Source organism: Desulfuromonas soudanensis (assembly GCF_001278055.1).
In the GTDB taxonomy this organism is placed as follows: domain Bacteria; phylum Desulfobacterota; class Desulfuromonadia; order Desulfuromonadales; family WTL; genus Deferrimonas; species Deferrimonas soudanensis.
The window spans coordinates 1551301-1569936 of the sequence record NZ_CP010802.1; the positions used below are offsets into that span (position 1 = coordinate 1551301).

Genomic DNA, 18636 nt, shown 5'->3' on the forward strand with positions numbered 1-18636 from the left:
CTTGTCAGTTCAGGGGATGGTTGCTGGAGAGGAGAAGCCCGATCCCCAGGTAGGTGAAGAGGACGACCCCGAAGCCGGCGACGGAGAGCCAGGCGTAACCGGTCCCCTGCCAGCGGCGGACGAATTTGGCGTGGCACATCCCGGCGTAGAAAATCCACACCAGAAACGACCAGACCCCCTTGATGTTCCAGGAAAAATAGTACCCCCAGGCGACGTAGGCCCAGATGCTGCCGAAGATCAGACAGAGGGTGAAGAGGCAGAAGCCGAGAAAGATCGCCTCCTCGTTGAGCTGGCGCAGCAGGGGGAGGGGGGGGAGGAGGTCGGTGCCGATCCGGCGCTGCAGGAGGTAGAGGGCCGCCAGGGAGAAGGCCATGGCGAAAAAGGCGTACCCGACGAAGGAGAAGAAGATGTGCAGGGTGAAGAGCGGCGTGTCGAGGGCCGGGATCAAGGGCGGAATGACCGGATCCCGGGGGAGGGCGCTGGTCAGAAGGAGGAGGTTGAGAAGGATCACGAAGAGCCCGGCGGCGTGGATGCGGTAACGGATTTCGAAATAGAGATAGGTCGCCGCCAGGGCCCAGCTGAAGAAGAACTGGGTGGCAAAGAGATTGGTGACCGGCAGGTACCCCGCTTCAAACCAGCGCTCTGCCAGGCAGACGCTCTGCAGGGCGAAGGCGGTCACCACCAGGAAAAAGGCGCCGCGCCACAGGAGGGGGCGGCGCAGGGCGAGGTGGAGGAGATAAAAGAGGGTCGAGGCGAGGTAGGCGGCAAAGGCCGCCACCAGCAGCGGAGACTGATCGGCTGAAATCATGGCAACCTGTCGGGAACGGGGCGCGGCGCGCCGCGGTTAAAGGCAAGGCGTGGGCGGAGATTAACACAGAGGCGCGGGGAGGCAAAGGGCAAATCGACAGGGAATTGCGGGATTGTCAACCCTGCCGCTTCCCATGGTTGACAAGGGGGGAACCTCATGATAATTTCGCCGCCATGAACGAGACGCTCTACAGCCTGCGCATGCACGCCTCCCGCGGCGGCGAACACCTTTCGGGCGCCGAAGAACTGACGACGCAGCCTCATCTCGAGACCCTCGCCGCCGCCCTGGTTCGCCGCGCCCTCGGCCACCCCCGCGGCGCTGCCGAATCGATTCAAATCACCGTCGAGGCCGTCGACGCTGGACGGGTCCGGCGCGGGGTTCTGCCGGATCTGCGGACGCTGAGCGTTACCGACTTCCGCCAGGGGCGAAAAGCCGCCGCGGCCCTTCTGGAGACGGCCGGAATCTCGGCTTTGGCGGCTACCGCGGCCATAACCGCCCTGGAGAAGGGAGCCTCCCCATCCGGTAAGAGCATGCGCGGGGCGATGCTCATCGACGCGACCAGCGGCAAGCGTCTCGAACCGGACGCCAGCCGCGGGGTCCGCGCCAGCCGCATGGGGCTTACCCCCGGGGCGGCGGCGCTGCTCCGAGAGCGCCTTTCGGCGCGCGGGCTCGACAATCCCCACGTCCGCGAGGCCCTGGTCCTGGCCGCCAAGGTCCTCTCCGTGCCGGGGATTGCCGCCGAGCTCTGCTGGTCCGACGACCCCGACTACACCGCCGGCTACGTCGCCGCTCTCCAGCTCGGGTACGTACGCCTGACGCACCTCAAGCCCGTCGGCGAGGAGCGCGGCGGACGGGCCTTCTTTGTCCGCCCCGGGCACGGCGACATCAATGGCATCATCGAACAACTGGAACGCTCCCCCCTACTCATCGACGAAATCGGTGCGATCGGCGGGTCGGCGCCCTGGAAGGAGGAACGGTGAAGGGTTGGCAGGACGATCTGGCGCGGCTCGAAACCAGGGGGATGCTGCGCTCCCTGCGCTCCGTCGCCGGGGCGCAGGGGGCGCACGTCTCCCTGGCCGGGGAGGATGTCCTCCTCCTCTGCTCCAACAACTACCTCGGTCTGGCCGCCCACCCGGCTCTGGTGGAAGCCGCCTGCGCGGCCACCGCCCGCTTTGGCGTCGGCAGCGGCGGCAGCCGGCTGATCTCCGGCACCATGGAGCCTCACGTCCGGCTCGAGGAGCGCCTCGCCGCCTTCAAGGGGACCGAGGCCGCCCTCCTCTTCAATTCCGGCTACGCCGCCAACACCGGGATTCTCCAGGGGCTCTGCGGCGAGGACGACCTGATCTTTTCCGACGCCCTCAATCACGCCTCGATCATCGACGGCTGCCGCCTTTCCCGGGCCCGCACCGTCGTCTATCCCCACCGCGACGTCGCCGCCCTCGAAGCGTTGATGGCGCAGGAGGCCCCCGGCCGCCGGGGACGCTGGCTCATCGTCACCGACGGGGTCTTCAGCATGGACGGCGTCCTGGCCCCCCTCCCCGAACTGGTGGCCCTCAAGGAGCGCTTCGATGCCCTCCTCATGGTCGACGACGCCCACGGAACGGGGGTGCTGGGGGCGACGGGGCGGGGGACCGCCGAACACCTCGGCTGCCTGGCGGGGATCGACCTGCACATGGGGACCCTCGGCAAGGCCCTCGGCTGCTGCGGCGCCTACCTGGCCGCCGACCGCACCGTCATCGACATCCTGATCAATTACAGCCGCTCCTTCATCTTCTCCACCAGCCTCGCCCCGGCCGTCCCCGCCGCCGCCTGCGCCGCCCTCGACATCGTCGACAGCGCCGAGGGGGCCAGACTGCGCCGCTCCCTGCACCGGAACCGCGAGGTCTTCGCCAAAGCTCTGCAGAAGGGGGGACTCGATCTCCTCGGCAGTGCCACCCAGATCGTCCCGGTCTTGACGCGCGACCCGGCCCCGACCATGGCCGCCGTCGGGGCGCTTCTCAAACGGGGGATCTTCGTCCAGGGGATTCGCCCGCCGACCGTGGCCGCAGGGAGCTGCCGCCTGCGGGCCACCGTGATGGCCGTCCACGACGAAGGGGAGCTCCTCGAGGCGGCCGCAGCCATCATCCAGGTGCTGGAGACGGGGGCATGAAGGGAGTCCTGACTCTCGGCGACGGCCGGCGCCTCGCCTGGCGCGAGGCCGGCAGCGGCCCGCCGCTGGTGCTGATCCACGGCTGGTCCCTGTCCTCGTCGGTCTTTACCGAGGCCCTGGAGGCCTTTTCCGGAAGCCGCCGGGTTCTCGCCGTCGATCTGCGCGGCCACGGCGCCTCCGACCCCGGGCCAGGGTATGCCCTCGGCGACTTCGCCGCCGATCTGACCGCCTGGTTTTCGGCCCTCGGCCTTCGGGACGCGGCGGTTCTCGGCTGGTCCCTCGGCGGCCAGGTCCTCCTCGAGCTCTATCCGATTCTAGCCGCCCGCATCGAGCGCCTGATTCTGCAGAGCAGCACGCCGCGCTTTGCCGGCGGCAACGACTGGGGACACGGCCTCCCCGCCGTCCAGGTGCGGGCCATGGCCCGCGACCTCGGTCGCGATTACCGCAGGACGATGGGGGATTTTTTCGCCCTGCAGTTTTCCGGCGAGGAGATTTCCCGGGAGCGCTATCTCGCCGTCGTCGACTTTGCCGTCCGCAAGGGGAACCTCCCCGAGCCTGATGTGGCCCTGGCCGCCCTCGAGACGCTGCGCCTTGCCGACCAGCGCCCTGACCTCTCGGCCGTTAGCGCCCCGGCCCTGGTCATCCACGGCGAAATCGACCGCATCGTTCCGGTGGCAGCCGGTGCGGCACTTGCCGCCGCGCTCCCCCGGGGGGAGTTCGCCGTCGTCCCCGGCGCCGGGCACGCCCCCTTCCTCAGCCGTCCCGAAGAGACCTTTGCCCTGTGGAGAGACTTTTTGTCATGAGCGCCCGTCCCCTCGATCTCTCCCGGGTCCGTCGCAACTTCTCCGCCTCGGCCGGCGACTACGACGACCACGCCGTGGTGCAGAAGAGGGTGGTGGAGCGCCTGGCGGAGCTTCTCCTCGCCGAAGGTCCCCTTGTCGGTGCAACCCTCGACGTCGGCGTCGGCACCGGCGAGCTGACGGCCCGTCTCCTGGCCGCCTCGCCGGGGATGCGCCCGGTGATCGCCGATCTGGCCCACGGCATGACCCTCCACGCCGCCGGCCGGATCGGCACCGCTCTCCCCTTCGACGGCGACGCCCAGTCCCTCCCTCTGCACTCCGGGCGCTTTGCGGCGGTCGTCTCCTCTTCGGTCTACCAGTGGGTCAACGATCTTTCCGCCGCCTTTGCCGAGAGTGCCCGGGTCCTCGCCCCGGACGGGCGCTTCGCCTTCGCCCTCTTTGGCGAGCGCACCCTCTTCGAACTGCGCCATGCCTACGCCCTGGCGCTGGCCGAAGGGGGAGGGGAGGCGTCCCACGCTCAGGAATTTCCCGAACCCGCCGCGGTGGAGGGCGCCCTCGTCGGAGCAGGATTCGAAGGGGTCCGGGTCTTCTCCGAAGAGGAAATCCAACACCATCCCGACGTCCCCGACCTGCTGCGTTCCCTCAAGCGCATCGGCGCCGCCAATGCCGCCACCGGCCGTCCTGCCGGTCTGGCCTCGCGGCGGGTGATGGCCCGGATGACGGAACTCTACGGGCAGCATTACGGTTCTCAGGGGACGATTCCCGCCACCTACCAGGTCATCTACGGCTTCGGTCGCAAGCGAGGTTGAGGACTCCGGACGTTGAATCCGCGGCCGCATCGGCTATACTGGGCGGGCATCCTTATTCAACAAGGCGAAAGGAGTCCGTCCCATGCCCGTGATTACCGTCAAAACCGTCGAAGGGGCCACCCAGGAGCAGAAAAACCGGCTGATCGAGCGCCTGACCGAGGTGATGCAGGAGGTCCTGGGCAAGAACCCGGAGACGACCCACGTCATCATCGAGGAATACGCCGCCGGCAACTGGGGTTTGCGGGGGAGGACCGTGGCGGCTATCCGCGCCGGCAATTAGCAGCGATTGAGGGTGAGAATGACAAAAGGACGGCCTCTGGGCCGTCCTTATTTTATACGGCGCATCTGTCAAGTGCAGGGGGCAGGTTTTGCCTTAATACAAATGTGCTGGCGAAAGACTTCACCCCAATTCCCGAAAAAGCGCGCCGGCCCGGCCGGCCTGGGAGTAAAACGTCTACATTCGGAAGGAGTCCTCAAACGTCAGCGCCTCGTTCTCGGGAATGGCGGCGCTGAAAAAATACCCTTGAATCAGATTGCAACCATAACCGCGCAGGGCCTTGAGCTGCGCCTCGGATTCGACCCCCTCGGCCAAGACGCGAAGTGTCATGCTTTTGGCCAGGGCCATGATCGCGGTGATGATCGCCCCATCATTGCTGTCACGGGAGAGGTCAGTGACAAAAGAACGATCTATTTTCAAGGTGTTGACGGGGAAACGCTTGAGATAGCTCAAGGAGGAGTAGCCGGTGCCGAAGTCGTCGATGGCCAGACCGACTCCCATCCAACTGAGTTCTTCCATCGTCCTGATTGCATTCTCCCTGTCGTCCATGATCATCCCCTCGGTGATCTCCAACTCCAGGTGTCGCGGATTGCCCCCGGTGCGCGTCAGAACCTCCGTGACCATTTCCACAAAGCCCGGTTGGCGAAAGTGACGCGGCGAGATATTGACCGCGACGTTCCCTGTCGCCCGTCCGAGATCTTGCCGGCGGCGGATGAAACGGCAGGCCTGTTCGAGGGCCGACTCTCCCAGAGAGACGATCAATCCGGTCTCTTCGGCGAGGGGGATGAACTCTTCGGGGGAGACGGTGCCGCGCTGGGGGTGGAGCCAGCGCATCAATCCTTCAAAACCGGTGACCTTCCCCTGGCACAGGTCAATTTGCGGCTGGTAGAAGAGGCGCATCTCTCCTTCGTTGATGCCCCGGCGAAGATCCATCTCCAGGGCATACTGGTCATGGGCCCGGCAGTCCATGCTTCTGCGGTAGAAGGCATAGGTGTTTTGCCCCTCGGTTTTCCCCCGGTACATGGCGATTTCGGCGTTTTTGATCATGCTTTCGACGTCGTGGGCGTCATGAGGGAAGAGGCAGATCCCGACACTGGCGGTGACAAAGAGTTCGATGTCTCTGATGCGTATGGAATTGTCGAAGAGCGCCAGGATCTTGCGGACGACCAGTGCGATTTGCTCCTGGTGTTCGAGCCCTTCGAGGAGAATCATGAACTCGTCGCCTCCGAAGCGGGCGACGGTATCCGTCTCCCGTACCCCCTTCAGCAACAAGCGCCCGATTTCGATCAGGGTCAGATCGCCGATGTCGTGGCCGAGGGAATCGTTGATGACTCGGAAACGGTCGATATCGACAAAGACAAGGGCGCAGACCTCCTCGGTGCGCCGGGAACGGGACATGGCCCGGGTGAGTCGTTCCTGAAACAACAGCCGGTTGGGGAGGCGGGTCAGGGGGTCATGGTAGGCGAGAAATTGAAGGCGGTCCTCCTGCTCCCCGATCCGCGACTGCATCGACGCCCGCTCGCTGACGTTGCGTCCCCAGTGGATGACCCCCCGGAGCTCACCTTCGTCCGACCAGAAGGGAGCCGCCACGACTTCGAAGAGTTCCGTCTCCCCCTGGTTCCCTCGTTGGTACTGGAGGAGCTTGGTGTGGGTTTTCCGCCGCAACACCTCTTCGATCGGGCAGAGAGAGACGTCGTTCTGGCAGGGGGTGTCGACCGCATGGCAAATGTCCCGGCAGGTCATCTCTTCTCCGGCGCAATCGGCGAGGGTGCCGGGACGCCTGGCTGCGGCGTTGAGGAGGAGGACTTTCTTGTCGGTACCGATGACCTTGATCGGATCGAGGACGCTGTCGATGATATTCTGGAGAAATTTCTGTTTATTCTCCAACTCCGTCCCTGCCTTCGAACGCTCGGTCACATCGAGAAAGGAGCAGGCAACTCCCTCGATCTTCCCTTCGGCCGTGGTGACGGCAGCCTTGTGGATCAGGAACTGACGAATCTCGCCGTCGGGAAGGGTGAGAGGGGCTTCGTGCTGGGTCGCGGTTATCTCTCCGCTGAGGATCCTTTGCTCGGTGAGACAGCAGTCCGTCCGAAGGTCCTTCGGAGCCACTTCGTTCAGCGACTTCCCGACTATCTGTTGGCGGCTGAAACCGAGCATTTTCTCCGTGGCGGCATTGCACCCCAGGTACTTCCCCTCCCGGTCCTTGAAGAGGATCGGGTGCGGGATTCCATCGAGGAGCGATGCCATCAGCGTCAGTCTTTTTTCTGCGCCTTTGAGCGCACAGCGTTCCTCGAGAAGAGCGGCGGTGCGATCGGCAAAGAGCCCGAGAAGGGATTGCACCCTTTCGCTGTCTTGCAGAGGGGTCTTGCCGAGGACCGCCATCGTTCCGAGAGGCGTTCCTTCCCTGGATGTCAGCGCGATCCCTGAGACGTTTTCCGCATGGAGAGGGGCGCCACCGGCCAAGGAGTCTGGCCAGACCGATTTCCAGAGGGGCTCGGAAAAATCGAAGGAGAGGTTGGGGAGGGAGGTCTCGCCCTGGCAGAGGACGAGGGTCGTCAGGCGAGGGGAGCCGGGCGGGTCGAAATGAGCGATGTAGGCGTACTCTGCGGCCGAGGCCCTGATCAGGTGGCGGGCCAACGTTTGAAGATAGGCGTCGCCGGAAGAGGTGGCGATGCGGAGAAGGTCGCCCTGCTCCTTTTGGGATGATTGGTGCATGATTGCGTGGTCCTTTAATCAATTGACGCAGGTCACCCTTCTCGGGGCGCCTGCGATACCCAACGGTCCATGCTGGGGGTGGTGGCTGAAGCGAACGAGGGAGTCGCCAGGCGTCCGATGACGGCTCTGGCGACTCCCTCTGTTTCACGATCCTCCGCCCTGAGGCAGGGATCGGCAGCGGTCACCTCGTGGCCTCAGGAGGCGAGAGCCGCCTCGCCAACGGTCTGCACCAGGCTCAGTTCCTCGGCGGAAAATATCCGGTCGATATCGAGAATGATGACGAACTGGTCATCGACATTGCACATCCCCTTGAGGTATTGGGTATTCAGCCGGGAGCCGATGCGCGGCGGCGGCTCGATCATGTCGGACTGGAACTCGCTGACTTCTTGAACCGAGTCGGCCAGCGCACCCACGATCAGCACCTCGCCGTCGATTCGGATCTCCATGACGATGATGCAGGTATCGATGGTCCTTTCCGTCGCTGGCATCCCCAGTTTGAGGCGCATGTCGATGACGGGGACGACGTTGCCCCGCAGGTTGATGACCCCGAGCATGAAGTTGGGGGTTTGCGGAACCCGCGTCACCTCGCGGAAGTCCAGAATTTCCCGGGCCCGGCTCACCTCGACGGCGAAACACGCGTCGCCGAGCTTGAAGGTCACGTACTGCTCTGTGGCGTTTATTTCTGTCACACTCATAGGTTTCCCCTGATCGCTCGGTGAGGTTAATAGCTCATGAATTCGTCGTCCAGCTTGTCGTCCCGTCCGTCGAGGTTGAGACTGACGCCATCGAGAAGACCGTTGTAACCCTTCTTGAGGGAAAGGCCGGGGGCTCCGTTCGCCTTGTTCTCGCTCTTCTGCACGGGGGCGATGCGCAGCTTTTGCTCGGAGGCCGATTGTTTGCTCAGGGCGCTGCCGAGGCGTTTACCGCCCTGACCCTTGACGGTGCCTGCGAGGGTGAAGAAGGCGATCATCTCTTGCAACTGCTCGGACTGGCTGGAGAGTTCTTCGGCCGTCGAGGCGATCTCTTCGGAGGCCGAGGCGTTCTGCTGAATGACCGTGTCAAGCTGCTGGATCGCCTTGCTGATCTGCTCGGCCCCGGCATCCTGCTCCCGGCTGGCGGCGCTGATCTCCTGGACCAGTTCGGCCGTTTTCTGGATGTTGGGAACGATGATATCCAGGAGTTTTCCTGCCCTCTCTGCGACCTCGACGCTCGAGGTCGAGAGACCACCGATCTCCCCTGCGGCGATCTGGCTGCGTTCGGCGAGCTTGCGCACCTCGGCGGCGACGACGGCAAATCCCTTGCCGTGGTCGCCAGCGCGGGCCGCTTCGATGGCGGCGTTGAGAGCCAGGAGGTTGGTCTGGCGGGCGATCTCCTCGATGATCATAATCTTCTGGGCGATCTGCTTCATGGCGCCCACGGTCTCCTTCACCGCGATTCCCCCTTCCCGCGTATCCTCGGCCGCCTTGACGGCAATCTTTTCCGTCTGCAGGGCGTTCTCGGCATTCTGGCGGATGTTGGCCGACATCTGCTCGATGGAGGCGGAGGCCTCCTCCGCGGCGGCGGCCTGTTCGGAGGCCCCCTGGGACATCTCCTGAGACGAGGCGCTCATCGCCAGGCTTCCCGAGGTGACATTGTCGCCGGCGACCTTGACCTGGCCGATGACGTCGTTGAGGATCGTTCCCATGCTCTCCAGGGCCCGACCCAGCTGATCTTTGTCGGAGGCGAGCTTGACCTCGACCCCGAGATCGCCCCTGGCGATCTGCTCGGCGACGTCGGCAGCCCGCTGCAAATTGTCCGACATATTGTCGAGGGCTTTGGCGAGGTCGCCGATCTCGTCGTTGCGCTTGAGATTGAGGCGCAGGGAGAAGTCGCCGCGGGCGATCTCTTCGGCGAGTTTGACTCCCTTGTCGATGGGTCCGGTGATGGCGCGGGTGATGATCACCCCGAGGAAGATGCCGAGGAGAATGGCCCCGGCGAGGACGCTGATGAGGACGGCGATGGCGTTCTGCGTCGAGGCGCGGCCGCTCTCTTTGGCGGCGGTCATCTCCTCGCCGGTGAGTTTTTCCACCTCGGTGAGCATCATCTCGGCGTCGGCTCCGGCCTGATCGAGCTGGGCCATGACCGCTGCGGTCTGAGCCGATTTTTCCACCATCGCCCGTTGCGCGGCCATTAGCGCCGCGGCGCTCTTCTGGAACCCTTCGTGGTTCTGGTCGAGTTCCCTGACGGCCTCGCGGATGGCGGCATTGTCGGTGGCGAAGATTGTTACACCGTCGACCACCCCGCCGTTGAGGATTGCCGAGACATCCCTGTCGAACGCCGCGACGGTCTGCCGGTATTTTTCTTCGATTTCGCCGAGTTCGACGAGATCGCGGCTCTGGACGAACTCTTCGATGAAGACCCGGGTGAGGGTGAGGTCGGACTTGATCTCGTTGATCATGTCGGCCAGGGGGACCTCCTCGCGGAGGATCGCCTGGGCGGCGGCGCCGATGTGGGCTTCGGCGGACAGTTTGGCGATCTCCTTCTGCAGCATCTTCTCGACGGTGGCGACGTCGCCACTGACCTCGTCGAAGACCCCTTCCATTGATTTCATGGCGGCATCGGCCTCTCCCTTTTTTACCAGGAGGTCGCGCCCGTCCTGCATCATCTCCCGGGCGGCGCTCTGGTAGCGGCCGTTATGGGTTTCATCGGCCTTGCGCACCAGGGAGGCCAGCGCCGCGTTGTCGGTCTTGATGATCCGCGTCCCGCCCTCGAGTTCCCCGCCGTCGAGGATCGCCGTCGCTGCAATGTCAAAGCTGGTCAACGCGGCCTGGTAGCGCTCTTCGATGACGCCGAGCTGCGAGACGTCGTCGGAGGCGATCACCGAGGTGGCGGCCATGAATTCGTCCATGGCCGTCATCGCCTGCATGAGGGAGATCTTCATCTCCATCGCCGCGTCGACGAGGGGCGCCTCCTCCTCGGAGATGACCGTCAGGGAATGGCCTACGGTCCGCAGCCCGGAGAAGCCGACGATCCCGGCGGTCGCCACCAGCAGGAGGAGACAGCCGAAGCCGACGGCGAGTTTGGTCCCTATCTTCAGATCTTGCCATTTCATGGTTGGGTCCCTCCTTGTTGGTTTTCATGTTTTATCGAGTTGTGGCGACTTTCGCCTGGCAACAGGATGGGGCGGTCAGGCCAGCACCATTTTGACGACACCGAGAAGCTGCTCGGCCTTGAAGGGTTTGACGATCCACGCCGAGGCGCCAGCACTTTTCCCTTCCTGCCTTTTGCTTTCCTGGGATTCGGTGGTCAGCATAAGGATCGGCATGAACCGGTTGGCGGCGTTCTTGCGCACCTCGCGAATCAGCGACGTCCCGTCCATGTTGGGCATATTGAGGTCGGTGATCAACATCTGCACATCTTCGGTTGCGAATTTGGTCAATGCGTCCTTGCCGTCGACCGCTTCGATCGCCTCATAGCCGGCCTGCTTGAGAGTAAAGGTCATCATCTGGCGGATACTGAACGAATCGTCAACAACCATAATTCTTTTCTTCTTGTTCATCGTCTCTCCATTTTTCCCATATTTAAAAAAGGTCAAAAAACCGACACGGTCAAAAAACCGACACGGTCGATAAGCGACTCGCGCCTCACTGGCCAACCCGGGGAGGGCGCTGGATTGCGCCGGACAGACGCCACCCTTATTTTCCAAAGGGCGACAGAGCTCCCCCATGGGACTCCGACGAGAAAGCTGTCAGTGATGTTGGTGCCTGCTCTGTCTGACTGAGTGAGACCCTTTGAGTGTCTTGCTGTCGTTTCCATGGAGAACCGAAGGACCTCGAATGGGCTGAATGTTGCTGCCTTGTGAATTCACATCCAGGCGGTCCCCAATCCGACCGAACAGATTTATTACTTGTCTAATACGAAACAATTAATGTAAAAATTAGTGGGCTGGATGCACAGTACATACCAGTAGTTGCATTGTTTGCATAAATTAACACTGGCGGCGATAAGCAGTCGACCCCTCACCCTTGTGATTTTGGTGCGGATACTATGCAGTGTAAGGGGACGCCTATAAGTAGATGAGTTTTTCTTCATTTCTTCCGGTGATATATTCCGCTCGTCTCGCCCATCACGCCTAGACCCTCCTGGCGCCCTGCACCACATCATCTGCCGCGGTATCGAGCGTCGGGATCTATTCATCGGCGATTTGGAGCGGAACGGTTTTGTCTCCCGTCTTCCCGCCGTGCTTGTCGAAACCTCGATGGGCTGCCTTGCCAGGACCCTTATCACCAGCTTTTTTATCCTGGGCACCGTCACGGACGTCCGCCTCAGCGGTCCCGGGACGGCGACCTGACTAATCGTTGCGTGGCTTGGGAGGGACTGGCCGGGGATGGAAGAGATCCGTTCGGGGGATGCGGTGGCGCTGCTGGCGGAACCAGTCTTCGGGGTCGGACCAAGGTAAGGGACTGAAATAATTGCTCAAAGTGCCAATTTTGCCCCCAAAAAAAGGCTTATAGGTCGATTTTCGGGGGCAAAAATGGGCCTATAACCCAAACGTCTTCCCATCCGAAAGGGCAATGGCAAAAAGGATGCATTTCGGTATGTCCCTTATCATCGCTTACCACGAGCGTTGCTGTCATCCCTGAAATAGTTCTTTTAAAACCGCATACATCAATCCCTCTACGGCAAGCTCGGCGAGACGGTGAAGACCGTCAAGTCGATCCGCTCGGACATCCCCTCGCGCATGTGGCCGGTCTACACCACCGGGTACGTCTTCGACTCCTTCGGGCGCCTGCGCGAGCTTACCTATCCCGACGGCGAGGTGCTCACCTACACCTATGATCAGGGAGGGCTGCTCGAAACCGCCAAGGGGAAGAAGGGGGGCAAGTCCTACGAATACCTCCTTGATCTCGCCTACGACGAGTACGGCCAGCGGGTGCGCCTGCAGCTCGGCAACGGCGTCGAGACCCGCTACGACTACGATTCTCTCACCCGGCGGCTCGACCACATCTTCACCACCGGCGACGGCGGCGTGCTGCAGAACATCGACTACAGCTACGACAACGTTGGCAACATCAAAAAGACCGAGAACCAGCCCTTCATCACCCGCGACGCCACCAGCCGCAGCGTGGTGCAGGAGTACGGCTACGACGACCTGCATCGGCTGACCTCGGCCGTGGGGAAATACGCCATCGGCAGCGATCATCTCGACCGCTACGCCGGCACTTTTGCCTACGACAGCATCGGCAACTTCCAGACCAAGGACCAGCGCCACTGGTACGAGGACCCGCTCACCGGCATCCAGTCCGACCGGCCCAAGACGAGCTACAACTTCGCCTACCAGTACAAAGGACCGCAGCCCCACGCCGTGACCAACGTCGGCGGCAACACCTACAGCTACGACGCGAGCGGCAACCTGGCCCTGCGCGTCGACGACCAGACCGGCCAGAGCCGGCAGATCCTCTGGAACGAGGAGAACCGCATCACCAGCCTCCTCGACCAGGGCAAAGAGACGATCTTCCGCTACGACGACGGCGGAACGCGCATCTTCAAGAGCGGCAAGTACGGCGAGACGATCTACGTCGACCCCAACTTCTCCATCCGCAACGGCGAAGTCGCCAGCAAGCACATCTTCGCCGGCAGCACCCGCATCGCCACCAAGATGGTGATGAAAGAGAACAGAACCGGCGCCAGCAAAAAGACCTACGTGCGCCCGACCGACAACAAGGGGGACAGCGCCACCGTCCCCGAGAAGAGCCAGGGGAACCACGGCCAGGTCGACAAGACGCTCGACCCCGTCCTGCAGGAGCAGGTCAACGGCAAGGCGTGGGAGCAGCGCGACCGCAAGACCTCTAGCGCCAACGGCAAGGGGCTCGGCAAAGAGAAGCGCAACGCCAACGGCGGGGACGCGGCACGGGAGACGCTCCTCCCCGGCAACAGCGAGAAGGGCTTGGAGAACGCCCTTGCCAACGGCAACGGCAGCAAGACCGGCATCTACAAGCGTCTCGACCGCCTCGGCTACGAGGTGACCATCGATCACCGCATCGTCCTTAAGGGGACGGACCCGACCGATCCCGACAGCGGCACCCCCATCTTCACCGGCCCGACGATCCCCGAAGAGCAGCAGATCTATTACTTCCACGGCGATCATCTGGGGAGCTCCAGCGTCATCACCGACCGCTTCGGGCGCAACTACGAGCACCTGGAGTACTTCCCCTACGGCGAGACCTGGGTTGAAGAGACCCGCAGCGAGCGCAATCTGCCGTTCAAGTTTACGGGGAAGGAGCTCGATCCGGAGACGGGGCTGTATTACTTCGGGGCGCGGTATTATGATCCGGTGGTGAGTGTTTGGGTGAGTGTGGATCCAAATATATATTCAATTTTCGAAAACAAAAGGGAATTCGAATTTTCTAGGAAATTGTCCCTATATAGTTATGTAGAAAATAGACCACTCTTATTGATTGACCCAGATGGTAAAGACAGTTACCTTTTGACTTGGCTTAAGGCGCCAGGAGAGGTTGGTCATGCAGCATTTGGTGTAGATTTGTATCAAAAAAATATTGATGCAAGCACTGGTAAGGTAACGTATTCTGATACAGGAAAAATTCAAATTCTTGAACTTTGGCCCGGTGTTGCTGTAGGTAAAACCAACTCAAGAGATGATGTTAAATCTGATTATAATGTAGGTCAAGTTGTTGATAAGAATGATATTGTAAATTATAAGGGTGGTGAAAATAGAAGCGCAGAAGGTGTGTTGCAAATAACCAACGGTAAGAACACAGAAGAAAAAGCTTTTTCAACAGAAAGAATACTTCGAACTATGGAGAGTTTTAAAAATAAAAATAAACTATATAATGGAGAGAAAAATAATTGCTCAGATTATGCAGCTGAAGGTGTTTCGGCTTCTGGACTAAAGTTAGGTTCTAAAGACAAAGTTACTGCCTTAGGTGGTATATTAAGTTCAGATGTTCGCACTCCAAATAAGTTGTGGAGAGATACATCTTCACAACCTGGCGTAAATGTTCTTAAAGACCCGGGAGGGAAAGTTAATGAAGGGTATGATTTTTAGATTCCTTTTGGTGGCTATAATGATGCCAAATGTTTTAAATGCCAGTGGTATGGTTTACCTGAAAAAACCAACAACATCTGTCATCCTATTTTTGGATGCTGTCGAATCCGGTGATCCCGATTATGTAAAATTACTTGATATTGAATCGTTTAAAAAAAATAACTCAAAAATGTTGTCAAGATGTACTATTGATGATATTAGATCTAACTTTGACAAGTTAGTCTTTGCTCCTATTAGACATAAGCCAAGTCCATCTGGCGATACTTTCGAAGAAAATAAATATTCAATTGTCGAAATAATTTTTGGATATAAAACAGCTGATGTTACGATTGAAAAATATATTAATTCAAAGAAGAAGTTAAATATTAAATTTAAGTTAGTTTCTAGTAATGACAGATGGTTGATTGTCAACATGGAAAACTATATTGAAAAATACTTATTTGAAATTTGTTGTGACCGGGACGATGAGAGTGATCACTAAGACCGCTCTAAGCTGTTCGGGATCGGCCCGAAAACGCCGGTAAAAACCGGTAAAGAGTAAGGCAAGTCCCCGCATAGTAAAGACTAGTGTCTAATTGCAAAAGTTAGCGATAGTGTTTCTCAATTGCGAGCCCTTGACCTCTCTCTTGCACCATACAAAGGGCTTGGCATTAGGTTGATAGGCTTCTAGGGCAGTGATAGGTGTCAGGGGCAGTGATAGGTGTCAGGGGCGGCAGATTCAATTTGCAAGTGCACCACTTCGGACCTTATCGAAGACTTCCTGGGGCGTGGAGACCTGTTTGGGGTCGGACGGGCAAACTGTCCGGGGTCGGACCAAGATAAGGGTTTGAAATGATAACGAAAAGTGTCAATTTCACCCCCAAAAAGAGGCTTATAGGCCGATTTTCAGGGGCAAAAATGGGCCTATAACCCAAACGTCTTCCCATCCGAAAGGGCAATGGCAAAAAGGATGCATTTCGGTATGTCCCTTATCAGCGCTTACCGCGAGCGTTGATCCCCATCCCCGAAATCGCTCTGTCCGGGGTCGGACCTAGCCAAGGGTTTGAAAGGATAACGAAAAGTGCCAATTTTACCCCCAAAAAGAGGCTTATAGGCCGATTTCCAGGGGCAAAAACGCGCTTATAACCCAAACTCAGGGACATCCGAAGAGGGCATCCTACATTCGTGGAAAAATGGATGCAGCAGGAAAGTCCCCCATCGTCGCTTTCCGCGAGCGTTAATCCTCATCCCCGAAATCGTTCTTTTAAAATCGCATACCTCAATCCTTCTACGGCAAGCTCGGCGAGACCACCGGCGACGGCGGCGTGCTGCAGAACATCGACTACAGCTACGACAGGGTCGGCAACATCACCCTGACCGAGAACCAGCCCTTCATCACCCGCGACGCCACCAGCCGCAGCGTGGTGCAGGAGTACGGCTACGACGACCTGCATCGGCTGACCTCGGCCGTGGGGAAATACGCCATCGGCAGCGATCACCTCGATCGCTACGCCGGCACTTTTGCCTACGACAGCATCGGCAACTTCCAGACCAAGGACCAGCGCCACTGGTATGAGGACCCGCTCACCGGCATCCAGTCCGACCGGCCCAAGACGAGCTACAGCTTCGCCTACCAGTACCAGGGGCCTCAGCCCCACGCCGTCACCAACGTCGGCGGCAACACTTACAAATACGACGACAACGGCAACCTGGCCCTGCGCGTCGACGACCAGACCGGCCAGACCCGGCAGATCCTCTGGAACGAGGAGAACCGCATTACTAGTCTCCTCGACCAGGGGAAGGAGACGGTCTTCCGCTATGACGACGGCGGAACCCGCATCTTCAAGAGCGGCAAGTACGGCGAGACGATCTACGTCGATCCCAACTTCTCCATCCGCGAAGGGGAAGTGGCCAGCAAGCACATCTTCGCCGGCAGCACCCGCATCGCCACCAAAATGGTGATGAAGGAGAACAGAACCGGCGCCAGCAAAAAGACCTACGTGCGTCCGACCGACACCAAGGGGCACAGCGCCACCGTCCCCGAAAAGAGCCAGGGGAACCACGGCCAGGTCGACAAGACGCTCGACCCCGTCCTGCAGGAGCAGGCCAACGGCAAAGGGTGGGAGCAGCGCGACCGCAAGACCTCTAGCGCCAACGGCAAGGGGCTCGGCAAGGAGAAGCGCAACGCCAACGGCGGGGACGCGGCACGGGAGACGCTCCTCCCCGGCAACAGCGAGAAGGGCTTGGAGAACGCCCTTTCCAGCGGCAACGGCAGCAAGACCGGCATCTACAAGCGCCTCGACCGCCTCGGCTACGAGGTGACCATCGACCACCGCATCGTCCCCAGGGGGACGGACCCGACCGATCCCGACGACGGCGCTCCCATCTTCACCGGCCCGACGATCCCCGAGGAGCAGCAGATCTACTACTTCCACGGCGATCACCTGGGGAGCTCAAGCGTCATCACCGACCGCTTCGGGCGCAACTACGAGCACCTGGAGTACTTCCCCTACGGCGAGACCTGGGTTGAAGAGACCCGCAGCGAGCGGAATCTGCCGTTCAAGTTTACGGGGAAGGAGCTCGATCCGGAGACGGGGCTGTATTACTTCGGGGCGCGGTATTATGATCCGCAGGTGAGTGTTTGGGTGAGTGTGGATCCGATACTGGGGGATTATATTGACGGAAAAGTCAACGGGGGTGTGTATAACCCCTCAATCATTGGATTGTACTCCTATGTCACACAAAATCCTCTCAGGTTCATTGATCCGAACGGCTTGTGGCAAACAGATGTTCATCGTGATAAGACAAGAGAGTGGTCGGAGGCTGCAGGTTTTAATGGCAAACAGGCCGAGTTAATTGCTAATGCCGATAATGGTGTTGATAATGAATTTGGAAGCAAGAGTTATCTTCCAGTGCTTGGAGATCAAAGTTATCATTTTAATACTAACAATAACGGCAATGACTCACGAATGGAGAAGTTTCAATATCATTTTGATAAATCCGTCGAGGCAGGAAAGAAAGCCAATAATTGGCGAACTTCAGAAAAAGGCATAATAGGATGGATTAAAAACAAAATAGCAAATTTTTATGAAACAAAATCTCTGAAAGAATTAGGTACATCTCTTCACCCTCTGCAGGACGTAGACGCACATACTGATGGATTAACCCAAGATGTGATGGTTCCGAAAACCAAGCTTTCGTTGATGAAATACCATGATTCGCCAGAACTTTTTAACACTGGACCGAACCTGGCCGATGACAGTAAAGGTATTGTTCCCGGCTCAAACGGCACAGCTCGACTGGCAGTCACGCAGGGGAAAACCGAAGGTGTTTTTAGAGCCTACAGAGAAGCGGTCAATCAACAGTAGGGGGGATAATGTTACGTTGCTTACTATATCTGGTGTTGCTACCCATATCTGTGCATGCCGCACAAAGGACTATTTCGATCCGCCCGGTCACAATTCAGGTAGTTGATCAGGAAACCAGGAAACCGTTGGAGGGTGTGCCGGTATTCTACTCTCTTCACACGGTTGTGTTCCAGAGATACGTGTTTTTTGTGATCCCCAACATCGAACCGGAGATAGGTCCCAAGCTTGCCTATAAGGCCCGCGCCATTACGGACAAAGATGGAAAGGTTCGGTTTCATGCAAAGGATTTTTTGTTGCCGAAAAACGAGAGATTTGTGGGCGAAGAAATATTTGTTAACATCGATGCTGATATGACGAATAGAATGGCAGAAATATCGCAGCATTCGCTTGAGTATTATTACTCTGAAGGTAGAGTGCGCCGTATAGATTCAGTAGATAATCTTGACATCGTCTCACGATATGTAATGACGGGAACTAAAGAAGAGCGTAACCAGGTTCTTTCCAACCCTGCCGCAAATTATAGTGGTGCTGTACTAGTAAGTATGGTACGTCCTGATTCAAGACAAGTAGGTGTGGATCGCGTTCGATTCGGAAGTGACGAAAGTCTAATTCTTATTTACGCTGGTGACACACTCGATAAGAGTGATGACTTTATCGTCGCTGAAGTTCACAAAAAGAACCGATAA

At 59.2% G+C, this 18636-nt stretch carries 14 protein-coding genes; 9 read left to right on the forward strand and 5 right to left on the reverse strand.

Annotated features, from left to right (window positions below; translation table 11 throughout):
* Positions 1–4: 4 nt before the first annotated feature.
* Positions 5–808 (reverse strand): cytochrome c biogenesis protein CcsA, encoded by an 804-nt coding sequence (gene ccsA, locus DSOUD_RS06980; protein ID WP_053550335.1) that lies wholly within the window; start codon positions 806–808, stop codon positions 5–7.
* Positions 809–981: 173 nt separating this feature from the next.
* Here ccsA and DSOUD_RS06985 point away from each other — a divergent pair, with 173 nt between their 5' ends.
* The 5 genes from DSOUD_RS06985 to DSOUD_RS07005 all read left to right on the forward strand — a co-directional run bounded on the left by DSOUD_RS06985 (position 982) and on the right by DSOUD_RS07005 (position 4846).
* Positions 982–1788: a 6-carboxyhexanoate--CoA ligase gene (locus DSOUD_RS06985; RefSeq protein ID WP_053550336.1), complete on the forward strand. Its 807-nt coding sequence runs from the start codon at positions 982–984 to the stop codon at positions 1786–1788.
* Positions 1785–2957 carry an 8-amino-7-oxononanoate synthase gene (bioF, locus tag DSOUD_RS06990; RefSeq protein ID WP_232426513.1) on the forward strand — a complete coding sequence of 391 codons (1173 nt, stop codon included), beginning with the start codon at positions 1785–1787 and terminating at the stop codon, positions 2955–2957. The genes DSOUD_RS06985 and bioF overlap by 4 nt, the downstream gene beginning before the upstream one ends.
* Positions 2954–3760 (forward strand): alpha/beta fold hydrolase, encoded by an 807-nt coding sequence (locus DSOUD_RS06995; protein ID WP_053550337.1) that lies wholly within the window; start codon positions 2954–2956, stop codon positions 3758–3760. The genes bioF and DSOUD_RS06995 overlap by 4 nt, the downstream gene beginning before the upstream one ends.
* Complete coding sequence (locus DSOUD_RS07000; RefSeq protein WP_053550338.1) at positions 3757–4566, forward strand: methyltransferase domain-containing protein; 810 nt, start codon at positions 3757–3759, stop codon at positions 4564–4566. The genes DSOUD_RS06995 and DSOUD_RS07000 overlap by 4 nt, the downstream gene beginning before the upstream one ends.
* Before the next feature lie 82 nt (positions 4567–4648).
* Positions 4649–4846 (forward strand): tautomerase family protein, encoded by a 198-nt coding sequence (locus DSOUD_RS07005; RefSeq protein ID WP_053550339.1) that lies wholly within the window; start codon positions 4649–4651, stop codon positions 4844–4846.
* 174 nt (positions 4847–5020) lie between these two features.
* On the opposite strand, the gene DSOUD_RS07010 is transcribed toward DSOUD_RS07005, so the two are convergent.
* From DSOUD_RS07010 to DSOUD_RS07025, 4 genes are all read right to left on the reverse strand, one after another.
* On the reverse strand, positions 5021–7558 hold the full coding sequence (locus DSOUD_RS07010; protein WP_053550340.1) for a sensor domain-containing protein: 2538 nt from the start codon (positions 7556–7558) through the stop codon (positions 5021–5023).
* Positions 7559–7752: 194 nt separating this feature from the next.
* The gene (locus tag DSOUD_RS07015) at positions 7753–8253 is read right to left on the reverse strand and encodes a chemotaxis protein CheW (RefSeq protein WP_053550341.1); all 501 of its coding nucleotides are present in this window, start codon (positions 8251–8253) and stop codon (positions 7753–7755) included.
* A 26-nt stretch (positions 8254–8279) separates the two neighbouring features.
* On the reverse strand, positions 8280–10649 hold the full coding sequence (locus tag DSOUD_RS07020; RefSeq protein WP_053550342.1) for a HAMP domain-containing methyl-accepting chemotaxis protein: 2370 nt from the start codon (positions 10647–10649) through the stop codon (positions 8280–8282).
* Positions 10650–10724: 75 nt separating this feature from the next.
* A complete protein-coding gene (locus DSOUD_RS07025; RefSeq protein WP_053550343.1) occupies positions 10725–11096 on the reverse strand; it encodes a response regulator in 372 nt (123 codons plus the stop codon).
* A 1140-nt stretch (positions 11097–12236) separates the two neighbouring features.
* Here DSOUD_RS07025 and DSOUD_RS07030 point away from each other — a divergent pair.
* The 4 genes from DSOUD_RS07030 to DSOUD_RS07040 all read left to right on the forward strand — a co-directional run bounded on the left by DSOUD_RS07030 (position 12237) and on the right by DSOUD_RS07040 (position 18636).
* Positions 12237–14603, forward strand: coding sequence for an RHS repeat-associated core domain-containing protein (locus DSOUD_RS07030; RefSeq protein ID WP_157671784.1), 2367 nt, complete (start codon positions 12237–12239; stop codon positions 14601–14603).
* Positions 14584–15084 (forward strand): hypothetical protein, encoded by a 501-nt coding sequence (locus tag DSOUD_RS18380; RefSeq protein WP_157671785.1) that lies wholly within the window; start codon positions 14584–14586, stop codon positions 15082–15084. Before DSOUD_RS07030 ends, DSOUD_RS18380 begins: the two co-directional genes overlap by 20 nt.
* Positions 15085–15907: 823 nt before the next feature.
* Positions 15908–17950, forward strand: coding sequence for an RHS repeat-associated core domain-containing protein (locus tag DSOUD_RS07035; RefSeq protein ID WP_053550345.1), 2043 nt, complete (start codon positions 15908–15910; stop codon positions 17948–17950).
* Between the two features lie 8 nt (positions 17951–17958).
* Entirely contained in the window at positions 17959–18636 is a 678-nt protein-coding gene (locus DSOUD_RS07040) for a hypothetical protein (protein ID WP_157671786.1), read from the forward strand.